This is a genomic window from Mucilaginibacter yixingensis (assembly GCF_041080815.1).
In the GTDB taxonomy this organism is placed as follows: domain Bacteria; phylum Bacteroidota; class Bacteroidia; order Sphingobacteriales; family Sphingobacteriaceae; genus Mucilaginibacter; species Mucilaginibacter yixingensis.
Window position 1 is genome coordinate 1,527,667 of record NZ_CP160205.1, and the last position, 23,556, is coordinate 1,551,222.

13 protein-coding genes are annotated in these 23,556 nt (G+C 46.2%); all 13 read left to right on the top strand.

What is annotated here, in order from left to right:
- Position 1: 1 nt before the first annotated feature.
- The 13 genes from rhaM to ABZR88_RS06250 all read left to right on the top strand — a co-directional run bounded on the left by rhaM (position 2) and on the right by ABZR88_RS06250 (position 23,555).
- Positions 2-316 (top strand): L-rhamnose mutarotase, encoded by a 315-nt coding sequence (rhaM, locus tag ABZR88_RS06190; protein WP_107828287.1) that lies wholly within the window; start codon positions 2-4, stop codon positions 314-316.
- A gap of 171 nt (positions 317-487) precedes the next feature.
- Positions 488-1,762, top strand: coding sequence for a TIM barrel protein (locus tag ABZR88_RS06195; protein ID WP_107828286.1), 1,275 nt, complete (start codon positions 488-490; stop codon positions 1,760-1,762).
- A gap of 12 nt (positions 1,763-1,774) precedes the next feature.
- The gene (locus tag ABZR88_RS06200; protein ID WP_107828285.1) at positions 1,775-3,154 is read left to right on the top strand and encodes an FGGY-family carbohydrate kinase; all 1,380 of its coding nucleotides are present in this window, start codon (positions 1,775-1,777) and stop codon (positions 3,152-3,154) included.
- Positions 3,132-6,878: a DUF4450 domain-containing protein gene (locus ABZR88_RS06205; protein WP_107828284.1), complete on the top strand. Its 3,747-nt coding sequence runs from the start codon at positions 3,132-3,134 to the stop codon at positions 6,876-6,878. The genes ABZR88_RS06200 and ABZR88_RS06205 overlap by 23 nt, the downstream gene beginning before the upstream one ends.
- 224 nt (positions 6,879-7,102) lie before the next feature.
- Positions 7,103-8,710 carry an arylsulfatase gene (locus ABZR88_RS06210; RefSeq protein WP_107828283.1) on the top strand — a complete coding sequence of 536 codons (1,608 nt, stop codon included), beginning with the start codon at positions 7,103-7,105 and terminating at the stop codon, positions 8,708-8,710.
- A gap of 320 nt (positions 8,711-9,030) precedes the next feature.
- On the top strand, positions 9,031-10,332 hold the full coding sequence (locus ABZR88_RS06215; RefSeq protein WP_369434707.1) for a rhamnogalacturonan acetylesterase: 1,302 nt from the start codon (positions 9,031-9,033) through the stop codon (positions 10,330-10,332).
- A gap of 130 nt (positions 10,333-10,462) precedes the next feature.
- Positions 10,463-11,248 carry a polysaccharide deacetylase family protein gene (locus tag ABZR88_RS06220; protein ID WP_107828281.1) on the top strand — a complete coding sequence of 262 codons (786 nt, stop codon included), beginning with the start codon at positions 10,463-10,465 and terminating at the stop codon, positions 11,246-11,248.
- An 8-nt stretch (positions 11,249-11,256) separates the two neighbouring features.
- Positions 11,257-12,486, top strand: a complete 1,230-nt coding sequence (locus tag ABZR88_RS06225; protein ID WP_107828280.1) for an oligogalacturonate lyase family protein — start codon at positions 11,257-11,259, stop codon at positions 12,484-12,486.
- A 12-nt stretch (positions 12,487-12,498) separates the two neighbouring features.
- Positions 12,499-13,746: an oligogalacturonate lyase family protein gene (locus ABZR88_RS06230; protein ID WP_107828279.1), complete on the top strand. Its 1,248-nt coding sequence runs from the start codon at positions 12,499-12,501 to the stop codon at positions 13,744-13,746.
- A 126-nt stretch (positions 13,747-13,872) separates the two neighbouring features.
- Positions 13,873-16,728 (top strand): glycosyl hydrolase, encoded by a 2,856-nt coding sequence (locus ABZR88_RS06235; RefSeq protein ID WP_211309785.1) that lies wholly within the window; start codon positions 13,873-13,875, stop codon positions 16,726-16,728.
- Positions 16,729-17,021: 293 nt separating this feature from the next.
- A complete protein-coding gene (locus tag ABZR88_RS06240) occupies positions 17,022-20,189 on the top strand; it encodes a TonB-dependent receptor (protein WP_245917026.1) in 3,168 nt (1,055 codons plus the stop codon).
- Between the two features lie 19 nt (positions 20,190-20,208).
- Positions 20,209-21,738 carry a RagB/SusD family nutrient uptake outer membrane protein gene (locus ABZR88_RS06245; protein WP_107828276.1) on the top strand — a complete coding sequence of 510 codons (1,530 nt, stop codon included), beginning with the start codon at positions 20,209-20,211 and terminating at the stop codon, positions 21,736-21,738.
- A 242-nt stretch (positions 21,739-21,980) separates the two neighbouring features.
- The gene (locus ABZR88_RS06250; protein ID WP_107828275.1) at positions 21,981-23,555 is read left to right on the top strand and encodes a sialate O-acetylesterase; all 1,575 of its coding nucleotides are present in this window, start codon (positions 21,981-21,983) and stop codon (positions 23,553-23,555) included.
- Position 23,556 lies beyond the last annotated feature (1 nt).

The window sequence follows — 23,556 nt, forward strand, 5'->3', positions numbered from 1 at the left end:
AATGGAAAGAGTCGCATTCAAGATGAAGCTGTTTCCCGGCTTCGAGGCAGAATACAAAAAACGTCATGATGAGATATGGCCTGATTTGGTAGCTTTGTTAAAAGAGACCGGCATCAGCGAGTATTCCATTTTTCTGGATGACGAAACCAATGCGCTGATTGGCTTTTTAAAAGTGCCTGATGCTAAAAATCTGGACACGCTGCCCGCGCAGGCCGTTATGCAGAAATGGTGGGCCTACATGGGCGATATCATGGCCAGCAACGCAGACAATTCTCCGGTAAGCGTTCCGCTAAAAGAGGTGTTTTATTTGCCCTAAGCCTGAAATTAAGAGCCCCGAAAATTTGTCATCCCAACCAAAGGGAGAGATATTTTCGGAGCGGCAAGTTGGGATGCATTATCGAAAAGATCCTTCCCGTTGGTCGGGATGACAGTTCTTTTCGTTTTTAATATCTATGAACCAAACCAAGAACTAATAAAAAACTGAGTTATGCAGTTAGAAAAGTATAAAATAGACGAGATTAACCAGCAGCAGCTGGCAGATCACAAACGTAAATTTGATTACGTTGCAGAAGGCATCAGCAATCTGGATGATGTTTTAACCAAACTGGAAGCATTCAACGTTGCTATCCCAAGCTGGGCTTTAGGTACTGGCGGTACCCGTTTCGGCCGTTTCTCTGGCGGTGGCGAGCCTGGGTCATTAGAAGAAAAAATTGAAGATGTTGGCGTTATCCAGGCGTTGAACAAATCAAGCAACTCTATTTCGTTGCATATTCCATGGGATATTCCTTCAAATCCATCAGCTATCAAAGCACTGGCTGCGCAGGTAGGTCTGCGTTTTGATGCGGTAAACTCAAACACTTTCCAGAATCAGAAAGATCAGAAATACAGCTACAAATTCGGTTCGCTGCACCACGTAGATAAAGCCGTACGTAAACAAGCTGTTGAGCACAACATCGAAGTTATTAAATACGGTGCCGAACTGGGTTCAAACGCATTGTCAGTTTGGCTGGCAGATGGTTCTAACTTCCCTGGTCAGCTGAATTTCCGTGGCGCTTTCCAAAACACATTAGAAAGCTTACAAGAAATTTACGAGGCATTGCCAGATGATTGGAAAGTATGGGTAGAGTACAAACCGTACGAACCAAACTTCTACTCAACCACTATTGGTGATTGGGGCCAGTCATACCTGTTAGCTTCTAAACTGGGCCAAAAAGCACAAACACTGGTTGATTTAGGTCACCACTTGCCAAATACCAACATCGAGCAGATTGTTTCATTGCTGTTGATGGAAGGTAAACTGGCTGGTTTCCACTTCAACGATTCTAAATACGGTGATGACGATTTGACCGTAGGTTCAATCAACCCTTATCAGCTGTTCCTGATCTTTAACGAACTTGTTGAAGGTATGGATGCCCGCGGCATGAAACACGCAACCGATATTGGTTGGATGATTGATGCATCGCACAACCTGAAAGATCCTATCGAAGATTTGATCCAATCGGTAGAAGCTATCAAAATTGCTTATGCACAGGCATTAATTGTTGACACTGCTAAACTGAAAGCTGCCCAGGCATCAAACGATACCGTGCAGGCTCAGGAAATTTTGCAACAGGCTTACCGTACAGATGTACGTGCACTGGTTGCAGAGAGCCGTCTGCGTGCAGGTGGTGCATTAAATCCGCTGGCTACGTTCAGAGCGTTGGATGTGAGAGGTAATTTGATTAAAGAACGCGGCGCAACTACCGTTGCTACCGGATTATAAGACAATAAGAATATGACCACAGTTCCTGTAATAGCGATTTTTGATATCGGTAAAACCAACAAAAAGTTTTTCCTTATCAATGAGTATTACAAAATTGTGCTGGAGCGCACCACATCCTTTGAGGAAACCGTCGATGATGATGGCGATCCCTGCGAGGATGTGGCCTTGCTGCAGCGCTGGGTAAAAGAGCAGTTGCACGAGATACTTTCGCAAAAGAAATTTGATATCCGTGCCATCAACTTTTCAACCTATGGCGCCAGCTTTGTACACATCGATCATGATGGCAAGGTAACCGCGCCTTTATGTAACTACCTGAAAAGCTTCCCTGAAGATCTGAAACAGGAGTTTTACGCCAAACATGGCGGCGAAGAAAAGATAGCGGCCGAAACCGCATCACCGGTTTTGGGTAACCTAAATTCGGGTATGCAGCTTTTCCGCATCAAACAACGTAAACCAGAGCTGTTTGAGCGCATTAAATACTCGCTGCACTTACCGCAGTTTTTAAATTACCTGGTTACCGGCAATTTCTGTTCTGATATTACCAGTATTGGCTGCCACACCCAGTTGTGGAACTTTAACAAGCAGGATTACCACCAGTGGGTTTATGAGGAAGGTATCGACAGGATACTGGCCCCAATCTTTCCGTCTGACAAGGTAACGGAAACTGAGATTGACGGTCACAACTACCAGGTAGGCACAGGCTTGCATGATAGTTCTGCCGCGCTTATTCCATACTTGGCTAACTTTGCCGAGCCGTTTGTACTCATCTCAACCGGTACCTGGTGTATCAGCCTTAATCCGTTTAACAATAATGTGTTAACGCCAGAGGAGTTGGCTAAAGATTGTTTGTGCTACATGGAGTATCACGGTCGCCCGGTTAAGGCATCGCGCCTGTTTGCCGGTAACGAGCATGAGCAACAAACCCGCCGTATGGCCGAACATTTTAACAAGCCGAACGACTACTTCAAAAAGGTAAAATACAATCCTGATTTTGTAGCACCAGCCGCACCGGCGGTAGCGGTTGATGAAAATCAATTGCTGAAACAATCGGCCTTTGGCAGCCGCGATCTGAGTACGTTTAAAACTTACGAAGACGCTTACCACTGCCTGATTGCCGATATTATGGTACAGCAAAAAACATCAACCCAGATGGCTATTCAGGATACCAAGGTGAAACGGATTTTTGTAGACGGTGGCTTTAGCAAGAACCCGGTTTACATGAACCTGTTGGCCAAGGCCTTTCCACTGTTTGAGGTTTACGCCGCCTCGGTAGCCCAGGCAACAGCCATAGGCGCCGCGCTGGCTATCCACAAATTCTGGAACAACAAGGCGCTCCCCGCCGATATGATAGAACTAAAATATTACGCCGTTGCGCAGAATATCGAAATTTAACCAAAAGGGCTTTGCAAAACAGATTTGCAAAGCCCTTTTACTTTCTACCCCGTTTATTGTCAATTCTACAGTTTTAGCTCAAAAAACTGCGACATCTCAAAGACCGACATCTTCAAACCCGCAGCTATGGCATGGTATTGAGCGCGAGCTACGCTATCATCCCGATGGTGATGATTTTGTAATTAGCAACGGCAAGCGTCGTTTTAACCGCGCGTTGTATGGCACCAACACGGCCTTCAGGGTGGAGGCCGGCGATTTACCAGAGTTTGCATTGTACCTGCCTGGCATGGGGGGCAACCTGAAACTGGGATTAATAGCAGGCACTCAAAGCAAATGGCTCATTGAAGCGTCGTCTATCGAGGCACGTTACCGCCCGGGCAGTATGCTTTACAGCATTAAAGATCCGCTACTGGGTAATGCAACGCTATCAATACAGGTATTGCCGGGGGCTGATGATGAGAACATCATTGTTAAAGCCCATATTACCGGTACAACAAATGCCAAACTGTTCTGGACTTTTGGTGGTGCTACTGGCAAGAAATTTAGTCGTGATGGTGATATCGGGGCCGATCCCGAGTCATCTTTCTACCTGAAACCGCAGTATTGCGAGGGGAACGATATTCAGTTTAAAGACAATAGCTTCACGCTCAATTTCAGTGGTAAAAGCTTGAGCGAGTCTGGCCGTTATGAGAATGATCAGATCAGTGCAGGCAGAGATAAGTCAGAAACCGTTACCAAAAACGTATTGTACGGGCAGTTCCCGGCGTCAACGCAAGTACGTAAGGCTGATGCAAATCAGCAGGCATCGCCGGCGGCATTACTGCAATCAGATGCAGGTACACAACCTGTATTGTGCGGCATTGCTACAGATGCATCAAAAGATATTTACTGGGTAGTGCAAAATGCAAAACCCATCAAAACAGATGCCGCCGCATTGCTAGCAGCGGCAGAGGCCAAACGCGCTAAACTAGCGGGCAGGGTAAAAGTACACACGCCAGATCCATTCATTAACACCTTCGGTGGTGCGCTGAGCGTTGCTGCCGATGGCATTTGGGAGTCGCCATCATACATGCACGGGGCTGTGGCCTGGCGTATGCGTTTACCGGCCTGGCGTGGCCCATACGTGGCCGATCCACTGGGTTGGCACGACAGGGCATGGTCGCACTTTAGCAGTTACGCGCTCTCACAGGTGACGCTGCCGCCTAAGGGACCTGTTGTGGCTGATACCGCGCTGCACATTGCCCGCCAGAAAGAACAGATGGGTACGGCCATGTTTAGCAGTGGTTATATTGCCCGTAATCCGGGTGGTGGTAAATTGGGCCCGCACCATTATGATATGAACCTGGTTTACATTGACGAGTTGCTGAACCATTTTAAGTGGACCGGTAACCTGGATGAGGTAAAGCAGTTGTGGCCCACCATCAAACGCTCTTTAGCCTGGGAAAAAAGAAATTATGATGCCGATGGCGACGGTTTATACGATGCCTATTGCGCCATCTGGGCCAGCGATGCCATGGAGTATAGCGGCGGCGGCGTAGCGCATTCATCAGCCTACAACTATCGCTCTAACAAATCGGCAGCCTATCTGGCCCGTCTGGTTGGCGATGACCCGAAACCTTACGAGCAGGAAGCACAGCACATCCTGGATGCGATGAATAAAAAGCTGTGGCTACCGTCAACGGGCAGCTACGCTGAATATAAAGACCTGTTGGGTTTGCAGCAAACGCACCCATCAGCCGGTTTGTGGACTATCTATCATTCTATAGACTCTGAGGTGCCGGATGCTTTTCAAACTTATGAGTCGCTGCGATATGTTGATACGCAGATCCCGCATATTCCGGTTATTGCCAAAGGTTTATCGGGTAAAGATTTCCTGCTGAGTACTACTAATTGGGAACCGTATGATTGGTCGCTCAATAACGTGGTAATGGCCGAAAACCTGCATACTGCGTTAGCTTACTGGCAGGGCAACAGGGCGGAAGACGCCTATAAACTCTGGAAAAGCGCCATTTTAGATAGCATGTATCTGGGCGCATGTCCCGGCAATTTTCAGCAGATCTCATTCTATGATACCAATCGCGGAGAGCTTTACCGTGATTTTGCCGACCCGATTGGCATGGGCGCCCGCTCGCTTGTAGAAGGCTTGTTTGGCGTAAGGCCAGACTTGCTGAAAGACAGCGTGATAATTGCCCCGGGCTTACCGGAGGAATGGAACTACGCGTCGCTCAATGTGCCCGATGTAAAGTTCGACTTTAAACGTACCGGTGAGACGGACAGTTATCATATTACGCCGGGTTTCCAGAAAGCGGCATATCTGAAATTGATTTTACCGGCAAGAAGACTTGGTATTAGATCATTAACCGTAAATGGTAAGCCTGTTGTATGGTATGGGGTGAATGGAGTTGTGGGACAACCCCAGATAAGAATAGAGGCAGGGAAGCAGAAAGATTATCAGGTCAACATTGTTTGGGACGATAAGGCTGCTGTGGCTGTTGGCGAATTTTATGGAGAAGCATTGTGTGTTTATGGAGGAGATGTTCGTACTCCTTTAAATAAGCCAGTGATCGAAGTCGCTGATCCTGAGCAAGTATTAAATAAATATACTATTGCTGAGAATGGAATAAAATACGAAGTTAAACCACTGTTTGGTCATCGGACATTTTTTGTAAAAGTTGGTACTAAGCAATTGAATTGGTGGGTACCTATCAAATTAAATATAGTAAGTAATTTATCGCTATCTGTTGATAAAAAACAGTCTCAAGATCAACTTGATTTTAAGTTAAGCGAGATGTTCGGTAGCGAAATATGGAAAATTAATGTGAACCCGCGGACTGCACGTGACTGGCATAAGGAGATCGCAAAAGGTGACAGTCAGTCGGTAGCCATAAAAGTCGGTGGTGAGAACTTGTTCCCAGGCAGCAACCGCGTGGTTATTAATGCAGGCAATACCAGCATCGATACAGCGCTGATCAACTGGCACATAAATCCGGCATCGGCATTGAAAACAGAGACCATCGATCTGAAACCTTACTTTAATGATGAGGTGACCAGCATCTTCCAGAACAAGTATATGTCGCCAAGACCGCAATCGCCTACCTTGCAGCTGCCATGGCAGGGGATAGGCAACTGGTCATACCCGCTGGTAACGGCCAATGTTGATGACAGCGGTTTGCGCAAAGCAGCGGGCGATAAAGGCATATTTACCATTCCGCAGGGCATTCCTTTTAAGGTTTCGCCGGTGGCTGAGAAGAATATTATTTATACATCGCGTTGGGATAATTACCCACATGAGGCCAGCGTGCCGTTGAGCGGAAAAGCCAGTCATGCTTATTTCCTGATGGCAGGTTCTACCAACCCCATGCAATCGCGCATGGTGAACGGTACGGTTACGGTTACTTATGCTGATGGTTCTACATCGGTACTGCAACTGAAAAACCCTGAAAACTGGTGGCCGATAGAGCAAGATCCAGACAACGATGGTTTTGCCTTCGATACCGGTGCGCCAAGTCCGCTACGTGTACACCTGAAAACCGGCGAGGTGACTGATAATAACCACAAGTTTGTGGGCATTAAAGGTTTCTCTAACCGCGGTATAGATGGCGGTGCTGGCGTGATACTTGACCTTCCGTTGGATGGTACCAAACCCCTGAAAGCAGTAGAAGTAAAAACGCTTTGTAACGATGTAGTGATAGGATTGATGGCGGTGACGCTGGTTAAGGAGTAGGTTTTTAATGAGTGAAGGTGGATGGGGGAGAATGTGTGCCATCGCTGGCAAATGACACACCCCTGTCAAAGTAGGTGCAAAATGTAGTACCTTTCAGTCCCCCTCTTGAGGGGGGGGGAACTACTGCCGGTGCGAGACGTAGTAACGTAAATAGGGGGGGGCCTTGTGATATGCTTATCTGGGCGGTAACAGATATCTGACCAAGTAGAACTAACATAAACCAAATGAAAAAAGTATTTACCCTGCTGCTGGCCTCGTTGTGTGTTGCCGGTGTTTCGGCGCAGCAAAAGGCCGGAAAAAAGCCCAATATAATTATCATCCTGGCAGACGATATGGGCTATTCTGATATCAATTGTTTCGGCTCTGATATCGAGACGCCTAACATTAATGCGATGGCTAAAGGCGGCCTGGTAATGACTAATTTCTACAATGCCTCGCGTTGTTGCCCGTCGCGTGCCTCGCTGCTAACTGGTTTGTACCAGCATCAGGCTGGCGTTGGCGATATGGTGAATACTCGTCCGCAAGCGGCTTATCAGGGCTATTTGAATACCAATTGCGTAACCATTGCCGAGGCTTTGAAGGCGGGTGGTTATAACACCTACATGGCCGGTAAATGGCACGTGGGTACCGCGCCAGAGCATTGGCCGGTAAAACGGGGTTTTGATCATTACTTCGGTTTGATTGATGGTGCAGGCAGCTACTTTCAGCCAACGATGCCTTATCGCCCTAACCAACACCTAACCATCGCTTTAGATGATAAGCCTTATGACGGTATTGGCAAAGATTGGTACAGCACCGATAAATATGCCGACTACGCCGTTAAATACATTAAAGAAAATAAAGGTACCGGTAAGCCATTCTTCTTATACATGGCCTTTACCAGTCCGCACTGGCCGTTGATGGCGTTGCCTGAAGATATTTCGCGCTACAAAGGCCGCTACATTAATAAAGGCTGGGATAAGCTGCGCGAAGAGCGCCTGGCCAGAATGAAGGAGCTGGGCATCGTTTCAAAAGATACCAAACTATCTCCGCGCGACTCGAACGTGCCGGAGTGGAACTCACTTACCGACAAGCAAAAATGGGATTGGGACGATAAAATGGCCGTATATGCTGCCATGGTAGATCGGATGGACCAAAACATCGGCCGCATCCGCGCAGCGCTGCGCGAGACAGGTGAGGACGAGAATACGCTGATCATGTTTATGTCAGACAATGGCGCCAGCCACGAAAGTACCAATGGCCCCGGCTTTACGCCAGAGGTTAACGCCGCAAATGCTAAACCAGCCAGTGAGCCGGGATCATTTACCTCTTACGGTTTCTGGGGGGCCAATGTGAGTAACACACCTATGCGTATGTTTAAGCACTGGGAGTACGAGGGGGGCACCGCTACGCCGTTTATTGCTTACTATCCGGGTATGATCAAGCCACATCAGTCAGCGCAGCCGGGGCATATTATTGATCTGATGGCTACCTGTCTGGATGCAGCGGGCGTAACTTATCCAAAAACCTATAATGGTCATAACATTTTGCCAACCGAGGGCATCAGCTTGTTGCCATTGATGGAAGGCAAAGCCTGGAAGGGGCACGACGATCTGTTCTTTGAACACGAAGGTGGTCGGGCCGTGCGCGAGGGCGACTGGAAACTGGTATCGCAATACCCGCAAAATAAGTGGCAACTCTATAACATCAAAGAAGATCGTAACGAGCTGAATGACCTGGCCGATAAATACCCTGACCGCGTAAAAGCCATGGAAGATAAATACAAAGCCTGGGCCGCCCATGCCGGCGTAATTCCGTTTGAATCGCTGCCAAAAGGGCATGGAGACTTGTAGGAATTGTATCAACACAGTATTGTCATGCTGAGGAACGAAGCATCTCTAAGGACAAGTTTGCCATTTAGTAATATGGCCTAGCATACCCACAGAGATGCTTCGTTCCTCAGCATGACATTACACATTTACTTAATCTCATCACTCCCTCTCCGTGATGAACTTGTTACACAAAGCCCCCGTTTTTTCAGGACAGGACAGGATGCCTGTAGACGGTGGGGGGGCTAATTTAGCTTCAAACCCTCCCTCTGGTGGAGATCTTATAAACCTATAGCTATTTTATGTCCAAAGTTCTATCAATCAAAATGATATCGTTTTGCTGTTTGGCTTCAGCGTGTTTCTCGCTGAATGTGCAGGCACAAACTCCGGCCACTAGTTTTAAGTTCGATTTTGGCGACGGCCAGCCCGCAAAAGGATACACTGCCGTTGGCGCCAATACCGCTTTTACCGATGCAACAGGCTACGGTTTTGATTTTGGCGCAAAAGTAAACTCGGTAACCCGCGACGCAAAAAAAGGTGTTGTCGGCAGCTACATTACCAGTGATAAACCATTCAATTTTTCAGTAGACGTGCCCGAGGGCAATTACAAAGTAACCCTGACCCTTGGCGATATTAAAGGCACCAGCTTAACCACCGTAAGGGCCGAGTCACGCCGGTTAATGTTGGAAAAGGTGGCCACCCAAAGCGGCGAAACCAAAAAAGTAAGCTTTATTGTAAATATCCGTAAACCGCAGATCAGCACTGGTGGCGAGGTAAGGCGTAACCCGCGCGAGATGGGCAAATATGATTGGGACGATAAGCTGACGTTGGAGTTTAACGACAGCCAACCGTGCATTGATGCCGTGGAAATTGAAAAAGTGGATGATCAGATTACCGTTTACCTGGCCGGAAACTCTACGGTTGTAGATCAGGATGATGAGCCATGGTGTGCCTGGGGACAAATGATCCCGCGTTTCTTTAAGCCGGGCGTTGCTATTGCAGATCATGCTGAATCGGGCCTTACGCTGGGTAGCTTTATTGGCAGTCACCGTTTGGATAAAGTAATGAGTCTAATCAAACCTGGTGACTACCTGTTCATTGAGTTTGGCCATAACGATCAGAAAGAAAAAGGCCCGAATGATGGTGCCTGGAAATCATACACTGAGCGGTTTAAAACTTTTATTAATGCCGCACGCGATAAGAAGGCGATTCCGGTTATTGTGACATCTACCAGCCGCCGTATGTTTAATGATAGCGGCAAGGTGGTTAACACGCTGGGCGATTACCCTGCTGCAGCCCGCAAGGTAGGGCAGGAGATGAATGTACCGGTGATTGATATCAACGCCATGACCGCCAAATTTTATGAAGCCCTGGGCGACGAGCCATCAAAAAAAGCTTTTGTATGGTATCCGGCCGGAACGTTCCCCGGACAGAAAGACGAACTGCATGACAATACCCACTTTAACTCTTACGGCGCTTACGAGATTGCCAAATGTATTATAGAAGGCATCCGCCAGAATCATCTCGGATTGGAGAAATTCCTGGTAGATACGCCGCCGTTTGATCCGTCGCATCCAGATCCGGTAGATCAGTTCAGTCTGCCATCAAGTGCTAAATGGAGTGTGGTGAAACCGTTGGGGAATTAATTTGAGTAGAGTATCGCAAAAAATATGTCATCTCGACCAACGGGAGAGATCTTTTAGGATCGATATGGCGGAAAGCATAATCGAAAAGATCCCTCCCGTTGGTCGGGATGACAATTAGATTTAATAAGGTATGGCAAAGTATAAGATATCTAACTTTTTAAAGGTGCTCTTGCTACCGCTGCTGCCGCTTCTGGCAAGTGCTCAAGTTATAAAAAAGCCTATCCCCGATAAATTGGTGGTACTGACTTTTGACGACGCTGTAGTTAGTCATGCTACCTACGTTGCTCCGTTATTGAAGAAATACGGTTTCGGTGCCACGTTTTATGTATGTGAGTTTGGCGGCACCCCCAACTTTAGCGATAAAACTAAATACATGACCTGGGAGCAGATTGCCGGCCTGAACAAAATGGGTTTTGAGGTGGGCAACCATACCTGGCATCATACCCACGTTAACAAGCTTAGTAAAGAGAAATTAACCGCAGAGTTAGAGTACATAGAGCAAAAATGTGCCGAATACCACATCCCTAAACCGGTTACATTTGCTTATCCAGGCTATGATACAGGCAGGGTTGCGTTGCAGGTGCTGCGCGAAAAAGGCTACCGTTTTGCCCGCGCGGGATGGGACAGGTTATATCAGCCTGAAAAAGATCATCCTTTCCTGGTGCCCGGCTATACTACGCATACCGAGAAGAAGGACGATATTTACACCCTCATCAACGGCGCCAAAAATGGTAACGTTGCCGTGTTAACCATCCACGGGGTGCCGGATGATGCGCATCCCTGGGTAACTACCTCGCCTGCAGTTTTTGAAGAGCTGCTCAACTACCTGAAAACCAATCATTATAAGGTAATAGCCATGCGCGATCTTGAAAAGTACATCAACGTCGATGCTTTGCTTACGCCGAAAACCCAATAATCCTAAGTATGATGAACAGGAAAGTATGGCTATTGAATGCGTTGCTGCTTTGCAGTACCGTCTTTGCCCTGGCGCAGGATGTGCCGGTGATGGAAACAGGTAAAAACATGCCTGATGCATGGATAGATAAAGATACGGGCCATAAGATTATCAGATTGGTGCGCAGGCCGGGCACAAGCAATACCAGCTTCTATTTCAATAACTACTGTTTTGTACCCCAGAAGGGTAAAGGCGATTTGATGGTTTTTCGCGGAAGTGTTGAGGATAAAGCCATGGGCGATCAGCTTTTTAGCGTGAACCTGAAAACACTAGAAACCAAGCAGCTTACTAATCACAAGCAAATAGCTGGCGAGATGGTTTGCCCTAAAACCAGCGAAGCCTTTTATCAAAGTGCCGATAGTGTTTTTGCGGTAAACATCATCACCGGTAAAAATCGTTTTGTGTATGCTTTTCCCGCTGATTTTAAGGGGAGCCGGGCTGGTACTATCAATGCCGATGGTACTTACCTGGCCGTGGTAAAAGCCGGCCCGCAGGAAAAAGAGATCTATGCCCAGTATCCTGAAAAGAAAGACTATTTCGATCGTATTTATGATGCGCATATTGAGCACGTGCTATACAGTCTCAACGTAAAAACGGGTGTTATAAAAGAGATTCATCGCGAGAACGAATGGACCAATCACCTGTTGTTCTCGCCAGTAGATCCGCAGATCCTTTCTTATTGTCATGAAGGCCCTTGGCACAAGGTTGACCGTATTTGGAACATCAATATCCAAACCGGTGAGAATAAGCTGATGCACGTGCGTACCATTCCGCGTGAGATTGCCGGTCACGAATTTTTCGGCATTGGTGGCCAGCATGAGTGGTTTGATTTGCAGAAACCTGTAAGCACCACCTTTTACCTGGCTGGGGTAGATATGAAAACCGGGAAGGAAGACAGAGTTTACCAGATGGATCGTGATGAGTGGTCTATCCACTTTAATGTCACCAAAGACGAAAAGTTTTTCTGCGGCGATGGCGGTGATCCTGGACAAGTAGCCCACGCCAAGAACGGTGAGTGGATCTATTTCTTTAAGCCGGAAGGCGACAAATTCAAGTCGGAGAAGCTGGTGAATATGAAGAACCATAATTATCACCTCGAACCAAACGTACACTTTTCGCCTGATGAAAAATGGGTAATCTTCCGTGCCAATTTTGAAGGTGCCACCCAGATCTACGCAGCCGAAATTGCCAAACACTAAAGTATGATGAAGATGAATAAATTAAACCAATTAACATTAATTACGCTGGCATTTGCATCATTGCATACAGCCTCTGTAAAAGCTCAGAGCGTGCCTGTAATGGAAACCGGCGGTAAAAATATGCCCGATGTATGGATTGATAAAGATACCGGTCATAAGGTAATGCGCCTGGTGCGTAGGGATGGTACAGCCACAAGCAATGCCAGCTTTTATTTTAACAACCAATGTTTTATTAAGCAGGAGGGTAACAAAGGCGATCTGATGGTTTTTTATGGCAGTACAGTCGATAAATCAAAAGGGAACCAATTGTTTGCCCTTAATCTGAAAACGCTGGAGACTAAGCAATTGACAAATGCGGTACGCCCGGCGGGCGAGATGGTGTGTGCGCAAACCAAAGAAGCTTTTTATCAAACCAACGATAGTGTATTTGCGGTAAATGCCATTACGGGCAAAAATCGTTTTGTCTACGCTTTCCCGGCTGACTTTAAAGGTCGTGCCGGTACGGTGAATGCTGACGGTACTTTTCTGGCTTGCGTAAAGGCCGATCCGAAGGAACGTGAGATCTATGCGCAGTATCCTGAAAAGCATGATTACTTTAACCGCATTTATGATGCACACCTGGAGCATACGCTTTATACCCTTAACACAAAAACTGGTGCGATGAAAGAGATCCATCGCGAGAACGAGTGGACCAATCACCTGTTATTCTCGCCGGTTGATCCGGATATCCTGTCTTACTGCCACGAAGGTCCGTGGGAGAAAAATGACCGCATCTGGAACATCAACATCAAAACTGGTAAAAATACCCTGATGCACAAACGTACCATGGTAAATGAGATTGCCGGTCACGAGTTTTTTGGTATTGGAGGTCAGCATGAGTGGTTTGATTTGCAGAAACCCAAAGGCAAAACCTTCTTCCTGGCAGCCTTTGATATGAAGACCGGCAAAGAAGACAAGATCTACGAGATGGACCGTAACGAGTGGTCAATCCACTTCAACGTAAGTAAAGACGAGAAAACTTTCTGCGGTGATGGTGGCGATCCGGGTCAGGTGGCAAAAGCGCCAAATGGTGAATGGATCTACCTGTTTAAACCAGAGGGAGATCGTTTTAAATCAGAGAAACTGGTGAATATGAAAAATCACAATTATCACCTGGAGCCAAACGTGCATTTCTCGCCAGATGAAAAGTGGATCATCTTCCGCGCCAACTTTGAGGGTGGGGTAGAGCAGGTATACGCGGTGGAAATTGCTAAACACTAAGTGAATGGTGAGTAGTGAATTGTGAGAAATGAATGGTAAACTTGAATAACAGTAATCAACAATTATAAATCAAGATTCATCGGCGTTATCATTATGGAACTAATGACCGGTGAACTAATAACCAACATGAATAAAAAATTAAAACTTGCTGCCTTTATGGCCTGTGCATTGAGCACCTACAACGGTGTGGCGCAGGTAAAATGGCCGGCTATTACGCATCAAACCAAGCCGTGGGCGCGTTGGTGGTGGGAGGGCAGTGCCGTTAATAAAAAGGACCTGACCTGGAACATGGAGAACTACAAAACCGCCGGTTTGGGCGGTATGGAAATTACGCCGATTTATGGTGTTAAAGGCCATGAGAGTGAGTTTATCCAGTACCTGTCGCCACAATGGATGGATATGCTGCAGCATACCCTTAACGAGGCCAAACGCCTCGACATGGGTATTGACCTGGCCAATGCTACCGGCTGGCCTTTTGGTGGCCCATGGGTAACTAATGAGGACGCCAGTAAAGAAATGTTTACCAAAACGTTTGATGTTAAGGCAGGCAGCAAGCTAACAGATGCGGTGGTGTATGTGCAACAACCATTGATCCGTTCTGACGGTGTTGCCCCTAAAATTGCCGACCTGAAAGAGCCCATTGCCAGCAATAAAAACCTGCAGTTGATGGCGCTTGACCAGGTGCGTTTTGAAAAGAAAGTCCCGCTGGCGGTGTTGATGGCCTATAATGATAAAGGTCAGTCGCTAAACCTGACCAGTAAAGTTGATGCCAACGGTAGCCTGGATTGGACGGCTCCAACTGGTAGCGACTGGAAGCTGTATGCCATTTTCCAGGGCTTCCATGGTAAAATGGTGGAGCGTGCGGCGCCAGGCGGCGAGGGTTTTGTGATTGATCACTTCTCAAAGCCAGCATTAGCACATTATTTAGATCGTTTTGATCAGGCATTTAAAGGGCATGATATCAGCGGTATCCGCGCTTTCTTTAATGACTCCTACGAGGTTGACGATGCCCGAGGCCAATCAAACTTTACACCTTTACTATTTGACGAGTTTGCCAAACGCCGTGGTTATGATCTGCGCGATCATCTGCCGGCGCTGTTTGGCAATGGCGACAAGGAAACGGCTAACCGAGTGTTGTGCGATTATCGCGAGACGATATCGGATATGTTGCTCGATAACTTTACCAAGCCGTGGGAGAGTTGGGCGAAATCCAAAAACGCCATTATCAGAAACCAGTCGCACGGCTCGCCTGCAAATATTCTGGATCTGTATGCAGCTATAGATATTCCGGAAACCGAGGGGAATGATATCTTGGCATTTAAACCAGCTGTTTCAGCAGCACACGTTACGGGTAAACCACTGGCGTCGTCAGAGTCGGCTACCTGGCTGGCAGATCACTTCTTATCATCATTGGGCGATGTGAAGCAGTCGATAGATAAATACATTCTGGGTGGCGTTAATCATATTTTCTACCATGGTATTGCTTATTCGCCACAAAATGCGCCATGGCCGGGATGGCTGTTCTATGCATCGGTGCACTTCACCCCGGCAAATCCGGAGTGGGGCGATTTCTCGACACTGAACAATTACATTGCCCGCATCCAATCATTTATGCAATCAGGCAAGCCAGACGATGATGTGCTGATCTATTATCCAATTTTTGATAGCTTTTCTGAAGCCGGCAATCTTAACGCTGGTTTGTTGAAGCATTACGCGGCCCTTCGTCCAGACTTTAGCGGTACTGGCTTTGCCAAAGCTTCGGAAGAGATGCTGGCCAAAGGTTATACTTTCGATATGATCTCAGATCGTCAGATTGCTAACGTACAACCATCAGCAGGCAAACTGCTAACCGGTGGTATTGCCTACAAAACCATCATGCTGGCCGATTGCAAATACATCCCGCTTAGTACTATGACCCAGGTGGTAAATATGGCTAAAGCTGGTGCAACAGTTGTGATTCATGGTAAGTTACCAGAGGATGTGCCAGGGTTTGGTCAGTTAGATCAGCGTAGAGCGGCTTTCAAAGCATTGCTAGGCACGTTGAATTTCACCCAGGGTAACGACGGGGTAAAAGTGGCAACCGTAGGCAAAGGTAAATTCCTGATGTCTGACGATTTGAACGCGTTGCTGACCATTGCTGGTCTTAAACGCGAGCAAATGACCGATAGCGGCCTGCAGTTTAACCGCCGTACTTTTGAGAATGGCGATAGCTACTTTGTGGTGAACAAAAGTGATAAAGCCATAAACGGATGGGTGCCTCTGAGCGTAAAAGCAGCATCAGTAGCCTTGTTTGACCCAATGGCGAAAAAAATGGGACTTGCCCAGGTGAAACAGGCTAACGGGCAGGCTAACGTATATCTGCAACTGCAGCCCGGCGAGAGCTGTTTGCTGCAAACATCGCCTACTGCGCTAACAGGTAGCCCATATAGCTATTATCAGTCAGCTGGTGATGCCATTGCTGTTGAGGGGAACTGGAAGATTGACTTTGTAAAAGGAGGTCCTTCATTGCCCGCGGCTATCACGACAGACAAGCTGAAATCATGGACGGAGCTTGGTGGCGACGATGCTAAAGCTTTCTCGGGCACGGCAGACTATACCATCAGCTTCAATAAGCCACAGAATAATGCCGCTATGATGCAGCTTGATTTGGGCACGGTTTACGGTAGCGCAGAGGTGTATCTGAACGGTGTTAAGCTGGCTACATTGCTTGGTCCGCAGTATAAGGTTGACATTCCTGCGGCGGCGTTAAAACCGGTTAATACATTGAAGGTAAGTGTGGCCAACCTGATGGCTAACCGTGCCATTTATATGGATAAGCACAATATGCCTTATCGCATATTCTATAACACTAACTTCCCGGCGCACGGACGCGATTCTCGTGGCGCAGACGGCCTGTTTACCGCTGCTAACTGGGATCCGAAGCCATCCGGAATTGTGGGTCCGGTACACTTAGTCCCGCTAAAAAAAGTGTCAAATCCTTAATATTATTACAACCAAAGGTGGTAGATAGTGTTAAAAGAGTAAAAATGCTTAAAGCGGCCCAAAAAAGGGCCGCTTTTTTTGTGTTCAAACATTTATTGGGGTATTTTTACTACAGGATACTACAGGATACTGCAGGATACTTCATGACAGCTATTTTAAAACATACTGCCATGTTTGCTGTAACAATTATGATGGCTGCCGCCAGGTAGCTTTAAACGGACCTTTAACTCATTTTTATGAAAAAACAATTATGCTCCAATTGGTGTAGGTTGTTGTGTTTATTCCTTCTATGTGTGACTGGAATAAGCGCGACTTATGCACAGCAAGTAACGGTATCGGGCGTGGTGACCGATTCCAAAAAATTGCCTATCCCTGCGGCATCGGTGTTGCTGAAAGGCACCCAGCAGGGTACTACCACAGATTTGAATGGTAAGTTTACCATTAAGGCCAGTGTTGGCCAGGTGCTTACTTTTAAATCTGTAGGCTTTACCGATAAGGATGTTGCCGTAGGCGCTTCTCACATTATTAACGTAACACTTGAAGAAACCAACTCTCAATTGAATGAAGTAGTGGTGATTGGTTACGGTACACAGAAAAAAGCCAATGTATCTGGCGCGCTTGCAACGTATCACCCTGAAAATCTGGATGAGCGCCCTATAGCACGTGTAGACCAGGCTTTGGTTGGCCAGTTATCAGGCGTTAACGTTAAGCAGAACACTGGTTTGCCAGGAAAAGCGTTTAGCGTTCAGGTGCGTGGTACCGGTTCATTAAGCGGCGGTAACGAGCCATTGTACGTTATTGACGGCTTTCCTCTTTCTGTATCTTCTCAAAACAGTGGTGGTGGCTTTTCAACAGGTAACCCTTTAGATAACATCAACCCTAATGATATTGAAGATATCCAGGTATTGAAGGATGCTGCTGCTGCCGCAATTTACGGTTCAAGAGCATCAAACGGTGTTGTATTGATTACTACCAAGAGAGGTAAAACCGGTAAAGCTAAAATTAGCTACAACGGTTATACCGGCTATAATGCGGCCAGTAAATACTTACCAATGCTTAACGGCGACGAGTGGATTGATCGCGCTACAGAAATGATCAATGCTGCGTACGTTAAACAATATGGGTCTGTAGGCGCTACAGCTAATGATGATGCGGCAACACGTCGCGCTAAAATTGGTATCGGTCCAACCGCAATCAATACAGCGTACATGCTTGATCCGCGTTGGGCAATTCCTGGACACCCCGGCTTGCAATACGTAGATTGGGAGCACGCCATTGAGCAAAACGGAGGGGTTCAAAATCATGAATTATCAGCAAGTGGCGGCACAGACAATGTTAATTACTTCTTATCTGGCAACTACGCAAATCAAAACGGATTTATCAAAGGTGTAGGCTATCAGGCATATTCTGCCAGGGCTAACGTAGAGGTTAAAGCATCAAAAGATATAAAAATAGGTGTTAACCTTGCGCCAAGCTATTCAATTAGCCAGGACCCAGGCGTAGAAGGTAAGGATAACATCTTCCATCAGGCCATTAGCTACTCTCCGATTCAGGAAGATACCACAGGACTTTATGCCAACTCATTTAAAAACAGGCAGTATACCTGGAGTAACTCAGCTAATAGCCCTGTTGCTAAACTAGAAAACAAAATAGGCGAGACCAAAAAGTACCGCACTCTGGCCACCATTTATGCCGAATGGCAAATTATGGACGGGTTGACTTTAAGAAGTTCAGTTAACTCTGATAATATTGATAATACCAGCCGCGGTTACACGCCTTACACTGTTTCCGGTACTTTAGATAACAGAACCTTTAACGCGTCAACCAATCCAAATCTTGGTATAGGTGCGTCAGGTTCTTACAGCACTTTCCGCAGACAAACGTTTGTGAACGAAAACACGTTGACCTTTAATAAAACCTTTAACAAGGTACATAGCTTAAACGTGTTATTAGGTCAGTCATACAACACAGATCGTACAGATAACTCATCAGTATCATCAGTTGGGGGTTATAACAGCGTTGTTGTACAAACATTAAACGCGGCTATAAATACTACTGGTAGCACCAACAGCACTAAAAATGTATTAGTGTCTTATTTTGGCCGTGTACAATATGCGTTTAAAGACAAATACCTGCTGTCTGCAAGTTTACGTGAAGACGGATCATCTCGTTTTGGTGCTAATACCAAATACGGTGTATTCCCTTCAGCATCATTGGGCTGGCGTGTAATAGACGAGAACTTTATGAAAAAAGCTCCTGTCTTCAGCGATCTGAAATTACGTGTAAGCTACGGTGTAAACGGTAATAACAATATTGGCGACTACGGTAGTATCGCTCAAATTGGTAGCAGTGGTTATGTGTTAGGCAGTACTCCTGCTTTAGCCACTGGCCAGGCTCCAAGTAACGTGGTTAACCCTGATTTGCAGTGGGAACAATCACAAACTGTTGATGCCGGTGTTGATTTTGGTTTCTTCGGTAACCGCTTAACAGGTTCTTTTGATTACTATAATAAGCTGAATACTAAACTCCTGTTGCAGGTTCCGCTGCCAGGAACATCAGGTTTTACAAGTTATTTAAGTAATGCTGGTTCGGTACGTAACGTAGGTGAGGAGTTGGAGCTGACCAGCCGCAACATGATTGGTAAATTTCAGTGGAGCACAACTTTTAACATCAGCCACACCGCAAACAAAGTTGTTTCGTTGTCTGGTGGTCAGCAACAGATCATCATTCCTAACTCTTTTGATGTAAGCGATGCTATTTTAAAAGTGGGTTACCCAATTAACAGTATTTATGTAGTAAAACAAATTGGTTTCTTAACTGCAGCTGATATTGCTAATGGTGCTGCTACTTATGGTTCAGGCGAAACAGTGGGCGATCCTAAATACGAGGATATCAACCATGACGGTGTAATTACCGAGGCTGATAAACAGATTGTAGGCCACCCTAACCCTAACTTTACCTGGGGTATGACCAACACCTTCCGTTACAAAAACTTTGACCTGAGCGTATTAATTCAGGGACAAAACGGTGGTAGCATTTATTCATTATTAGGTCGTGCAATTACCCGTACCGGTCAGGGCTTTACAGATAATGCTCCAGAGTTTTATGTAAACCGCTGGCGTTCACCAACAGATCAGGGTGCCGGTCGTGTAAGTAAAGCATACTCTACTTTTGGTTTCGTAGCTAATACAGACTGGTTGTATTCTTCAGATTACTATCGTATTCGTGATATTACTGTAGGTTATAATCTTAAGGGTTTAATTAAATCCAAAGCAATTTCTGCAGCACGCTTGTATTGTTCAATGGAAAACTTCTTCGGTCATGATAAATATTATGGCGGTTTCAACGTAGATGCACAAAATACAGCTATCAGTTCTAACAGTGCATATCCAGAAGCAGGCGATTACGGAGGTTTACCATTGGCTAAATCTCTAATCTTTGGTGTGAACGTAACCTTCTAACCAATTAATCTGAAAAAACATGAAAAAAATAATTTTATCCACTATAGCAGCTGCGGTACTATTATCGGCTTGTAATAAAGAGCTGAACCAGGTACCCATCTCCACATCAACAACGGCGACTTTTTATAAGCAGCCAAGTGATTTTTTGCAGGGTGTAAGCGCGGCTTACAGCGCCTTGCACAACTACCCGGTAAGACTGGCCAACTTGTCTGAAATTCGCTCAGATAATATTTATGGTGTATCTGTAACCGTGCGTGACTGGGACCCTATCAACGATTTTTCTCCAAGCTTACCGGCAAATGCCTATGTAGAGGAAGCTTGGCAGGCAGATTTTAACGGTATTTTTAAATGTAATGCAGTTTTAGATCAGCTTAAAACCAACGGAAGCATTGTGGGTTCAACAGCGCTGGCTAATCGCTTACAGGCTGAAGCTCAGTTTTTACGCGCTTTTTACTACTTTGATTTAGTGCGTTACTTTGGTAAACTGCCGGTGGTAGATCATGTGCTTACTGCAGCTGAGTCTAATTCGGTAGGCCAAAGTTCTGTAGCTGACGTATATAAACTGATTATTGCTGATTTACAGTACGCTATCTCAATCCTTCCAACCGCTTACACCGGTACAGATGTAGGCAGAGCTACCAAATACTCTGCTGAAGGCTTGCTGGCTGAAGTTTATATGGCACGTTCCGGCCCTACCTATGGTATTGAAGGTCCTGGTTTAAATTCAAACGAGTGGAATACTGCGCTTCCATTGTTAAATGATATCATTAATAGTGGTCAGTTTACGTTTAATACCAACTACGCAAATATCTTCTCTTACTCAAATCAAAGCCCTCAGGCCAGCGGTAACCGCGAAGCTGTATTTGATGTAATGTACACCAGCGGTATCAGCGGTAGTTCTGATCTGTACGGCGCATCATATCCGTGGACACTTGCTCCAAATGGTTACTTTAGCGGTCCGTTAAAAGACAACAAATCAAACGGAAGCCTGGAAATTATCCCTGTATCTAATAACCTTGTAAGTAGCTATGCAGCGGCAGATGTACGTAAAGCTGTAACTGTATTTACTGCAGGTTATACAGGTTCTAATGGTAGCGTTGAAAATCGCCCGTTCTTTAAAAAATGGCTGGATGTTACGAAAATTCCAACTGCAAGCCGTTTTGATTGGGGAATTAACTTTATAGCTATCCGCTATACAGATATCCTGATGCTCAAAGCAGAATGTATTTTGCATGGCGCAACTGGTACTCAGGCTGATGTTGACGGTATTGTCAACCAGGTACGTAACAGGGCTGGTTTAACTCCAACTGCCAACGTTACCTTGGATCAGCTTTTTGACGAGCGTCGTCGCGAGTTTGCGGATGAAGGCTCTCGTTGGTTTGATTTACAGCGTAGCGGTAACCTGCTTACCATCATGAACGCGTGGAGGGCAATTGACGATCCAAACGGTGCTATTAAGCCGGTTGTAGCCAATTACATCATTTATCCAGTGCCACAATCGCAGTTAAATGCGGCTCCGGGCCTGTATACACAAAATCCTGGTTATTAATCAGTGTAAAAATTAGATTACTAAACGCAAAAAGCGGCCTATATGGCCGCTTTTTGCGTTTTTGTCAGGATACTACAGGATGCTGTTTGGGCATTTATCTTCTAAGTTCGTAGTGCCAGTTATTATAATTTGCAACAGCATTTTGCTGCAAACTAATGTAAACACCATGATGGGAGGGAAGGTTTGCGTATACCCCGCGCATAGCTGCATCCACTCGTCAGCTAATCTTACTGAAAACCGGGATGTCTTTTAATCAGCATAAATTATCTACCCTAAAAACGGCTTTTGCCTTTTTGATTGCCTTAGCATGCGGTACAACTACTGCGCTGGCCAAGGTAAAACTACCCGCTATTATTACCGATGGCATGGTGTTGCAGCAAAAATCAAACGTTACACTTTGGGGCTGGGCATCGCCCGGTGAGAAATTGAGCATATCAGCCTCATGGATGAAAGGCGGAGTAAATGCCATTGCGGATGCCAAAGGCGAGTGGAAGGTTAAACTGAAAACAATAGCCGCCGGTGGTCCTTATACCATTACATTCAAAGGGAATAACAGCATCGTTATTAATAATGTATTGCTGGGCGAAGTTTGGTTCTGCTCGGGTCAGTCTAACATGAAGTTTACCATGGGCAAGGGCACGGCTAACTGGCAAAATGGAGTGAACAATATGGAAGAGGAAATTGCCAAGGCCGATTATCCAAAGATCAGACAGTTCACTGCAAAGGAAGTAATCTCAGACACGCTGAGCAAAGATACCGAAGGCCACTGGATGGATTGCACGCCACAGAATGCAGCGCAATTTTCAGCAGTTGCTTATTACTATGCTCGCGAGATTTATAAAAAGACAGGTTTTCCTGTTGGGTTGATCTGCTCTTATTGGGGCGGCACTCCGGCGGAATCATGGACTAGCCGCAATGCGCTCTTGGCTAATGATGACCTGAAACAAATAGTTACCCGTTACGAAGACGGTCTGCAACACTTTGACGAACTAACGCAAAAATATAAAGCTGCCTATAACCAATGGCAACAAGATACAGCCGTTGCCAAAAAGCAGCATGTAAAATTGCCCGCTAAGCCAGCTGCACCTATTGGCATGCACAGCAACGTGGCACCGTACAAATTATACAATGGCATGATTGCCCCTATAGAGGCTTACACTGTTAAAGGAGTGATCTGGTATCAGGGCGAGAGTAACGCCACCCGGGCTTATCAATACAGAAAACTGTTCCCGGCAATGATTAAAAGCTGGCGAGAGGAACGTCACGATACCAATCTGCCGTTTTATTTTGTGCAGGTATCTCCGCATTATACCGAGAACGGCGTGATTCGCGAGTCGCAGCTAATTGCCTGGCAAAGTTTGCCGCATACCGGCATGGTGGTGACTACGGATAACGGCGACTCGACTAACATCCATCCGCGTAATAAGGAACTGGTGGGTTCGCGCTTGGCTTTGTGGGCGTTTAAAAACGAATACGGTTTTAAAGATGTAGTGCCATCGGGCCCGCTTTATAAATCAATGAAAGCTGAGGGTAATAGCATCCGTCTAAACTTTGATTATACAGATGGCGGCCTGAAAGCAAAAGACGGCGATTTGAAGGAGTTTACCATAGCTGGTGATGATCATGTATTCCACACAGCACAGGCCCGTATTGAGGGGAATAGTGTTGTGGTGAGTAGTCCGCTGGTTGCCAAGCCTGTGGCTGTGCGCTTTGCCTACCGGGCTATCCCACTGCCTAACTTTTATAATGGGGCCGGTTTACCCGCTACCCCATTCCGTACCGACAATTGGCCGGTGGAAACTCAGAACGTAAACTAAT

What these genes read in the sequence shown, in the direction of transcription:
- rhaM (WP_107828287.1), top strand. Translation starts at nt 2, where the DNA reads ATGGAAAGAGTCGCATTCAAGATGAAGCTGTTTCCCGGCTTCGAGGCA.
- ABZR88_RS06195 (WP_107828286.1), top strand. Translation starts at nt 488, where the DNA reads ATGCAGTTAGAAAAGTATAAAATAGACGAGATTAACCAGCAGCAGCTG.
- ABZR88_RS06200 (WP_107828285.1), top strand. Translation starts at nt 1,775, where the DNA reads ATGACCACAGTTCCTGTAATAGCGATTTTTGATATCGGTAAAACCAAC.
- ABZR88_RS06210 (WP_107828283.1), top strand. Translation starts at nt 7,103, where the DNA reads ATGAAAAAAGTATTTACCCTGCTGCTGGCCTCGTTGTGTGTTGCCGGT.
- ABZR88_RS06220 (WP_107828281.1), top strand. Translation starts at nt 10,463, where the DNA reads ATGGCAAAGTATAAGATATCTAACTTTTTAAAGGTGCTCTTGCTACCG.
- ABZR88_RS06225 (WP_107828280.1), top strand. Translation starts at nt 11,257, where the DNA reads ATGATGAACAGGAAAGTATGGCTATTGAATGCGTTGCTGCTTTGCAGT.
- ABZR88_RS06230 (WP_107828279.1), top strand. Translation starts at nt 12,499, where the DNA reads ATGAATAAATTAAACCAATTAACATTAATTACGCTGGCATTTGCATCA.
- ABZR88_RS06235 (WP_211309785.1), top strand. Translation starts at nt 13,873, where the DNA reads ATGAATAAAAAATTAAAACTTGCTGCCTTTATGGCCTGTGCATTGAGC.
- ABZR88_RS06245 (WP_107828276.1), top strand. Translation starts at nt 20,209, where the DNA reads ATGAAAAAAATAATTTTATCCACTATAGCAGCTGCGGTACTATTATCG.
- ABZR88_RS06250 (WP_107828275.1), top strand. Translation starts at nt 21,981, where the DNA reads ATGTCTTTTAATCAGCATAAATTATCTACCCTAAAAACGGCTTTTGCC.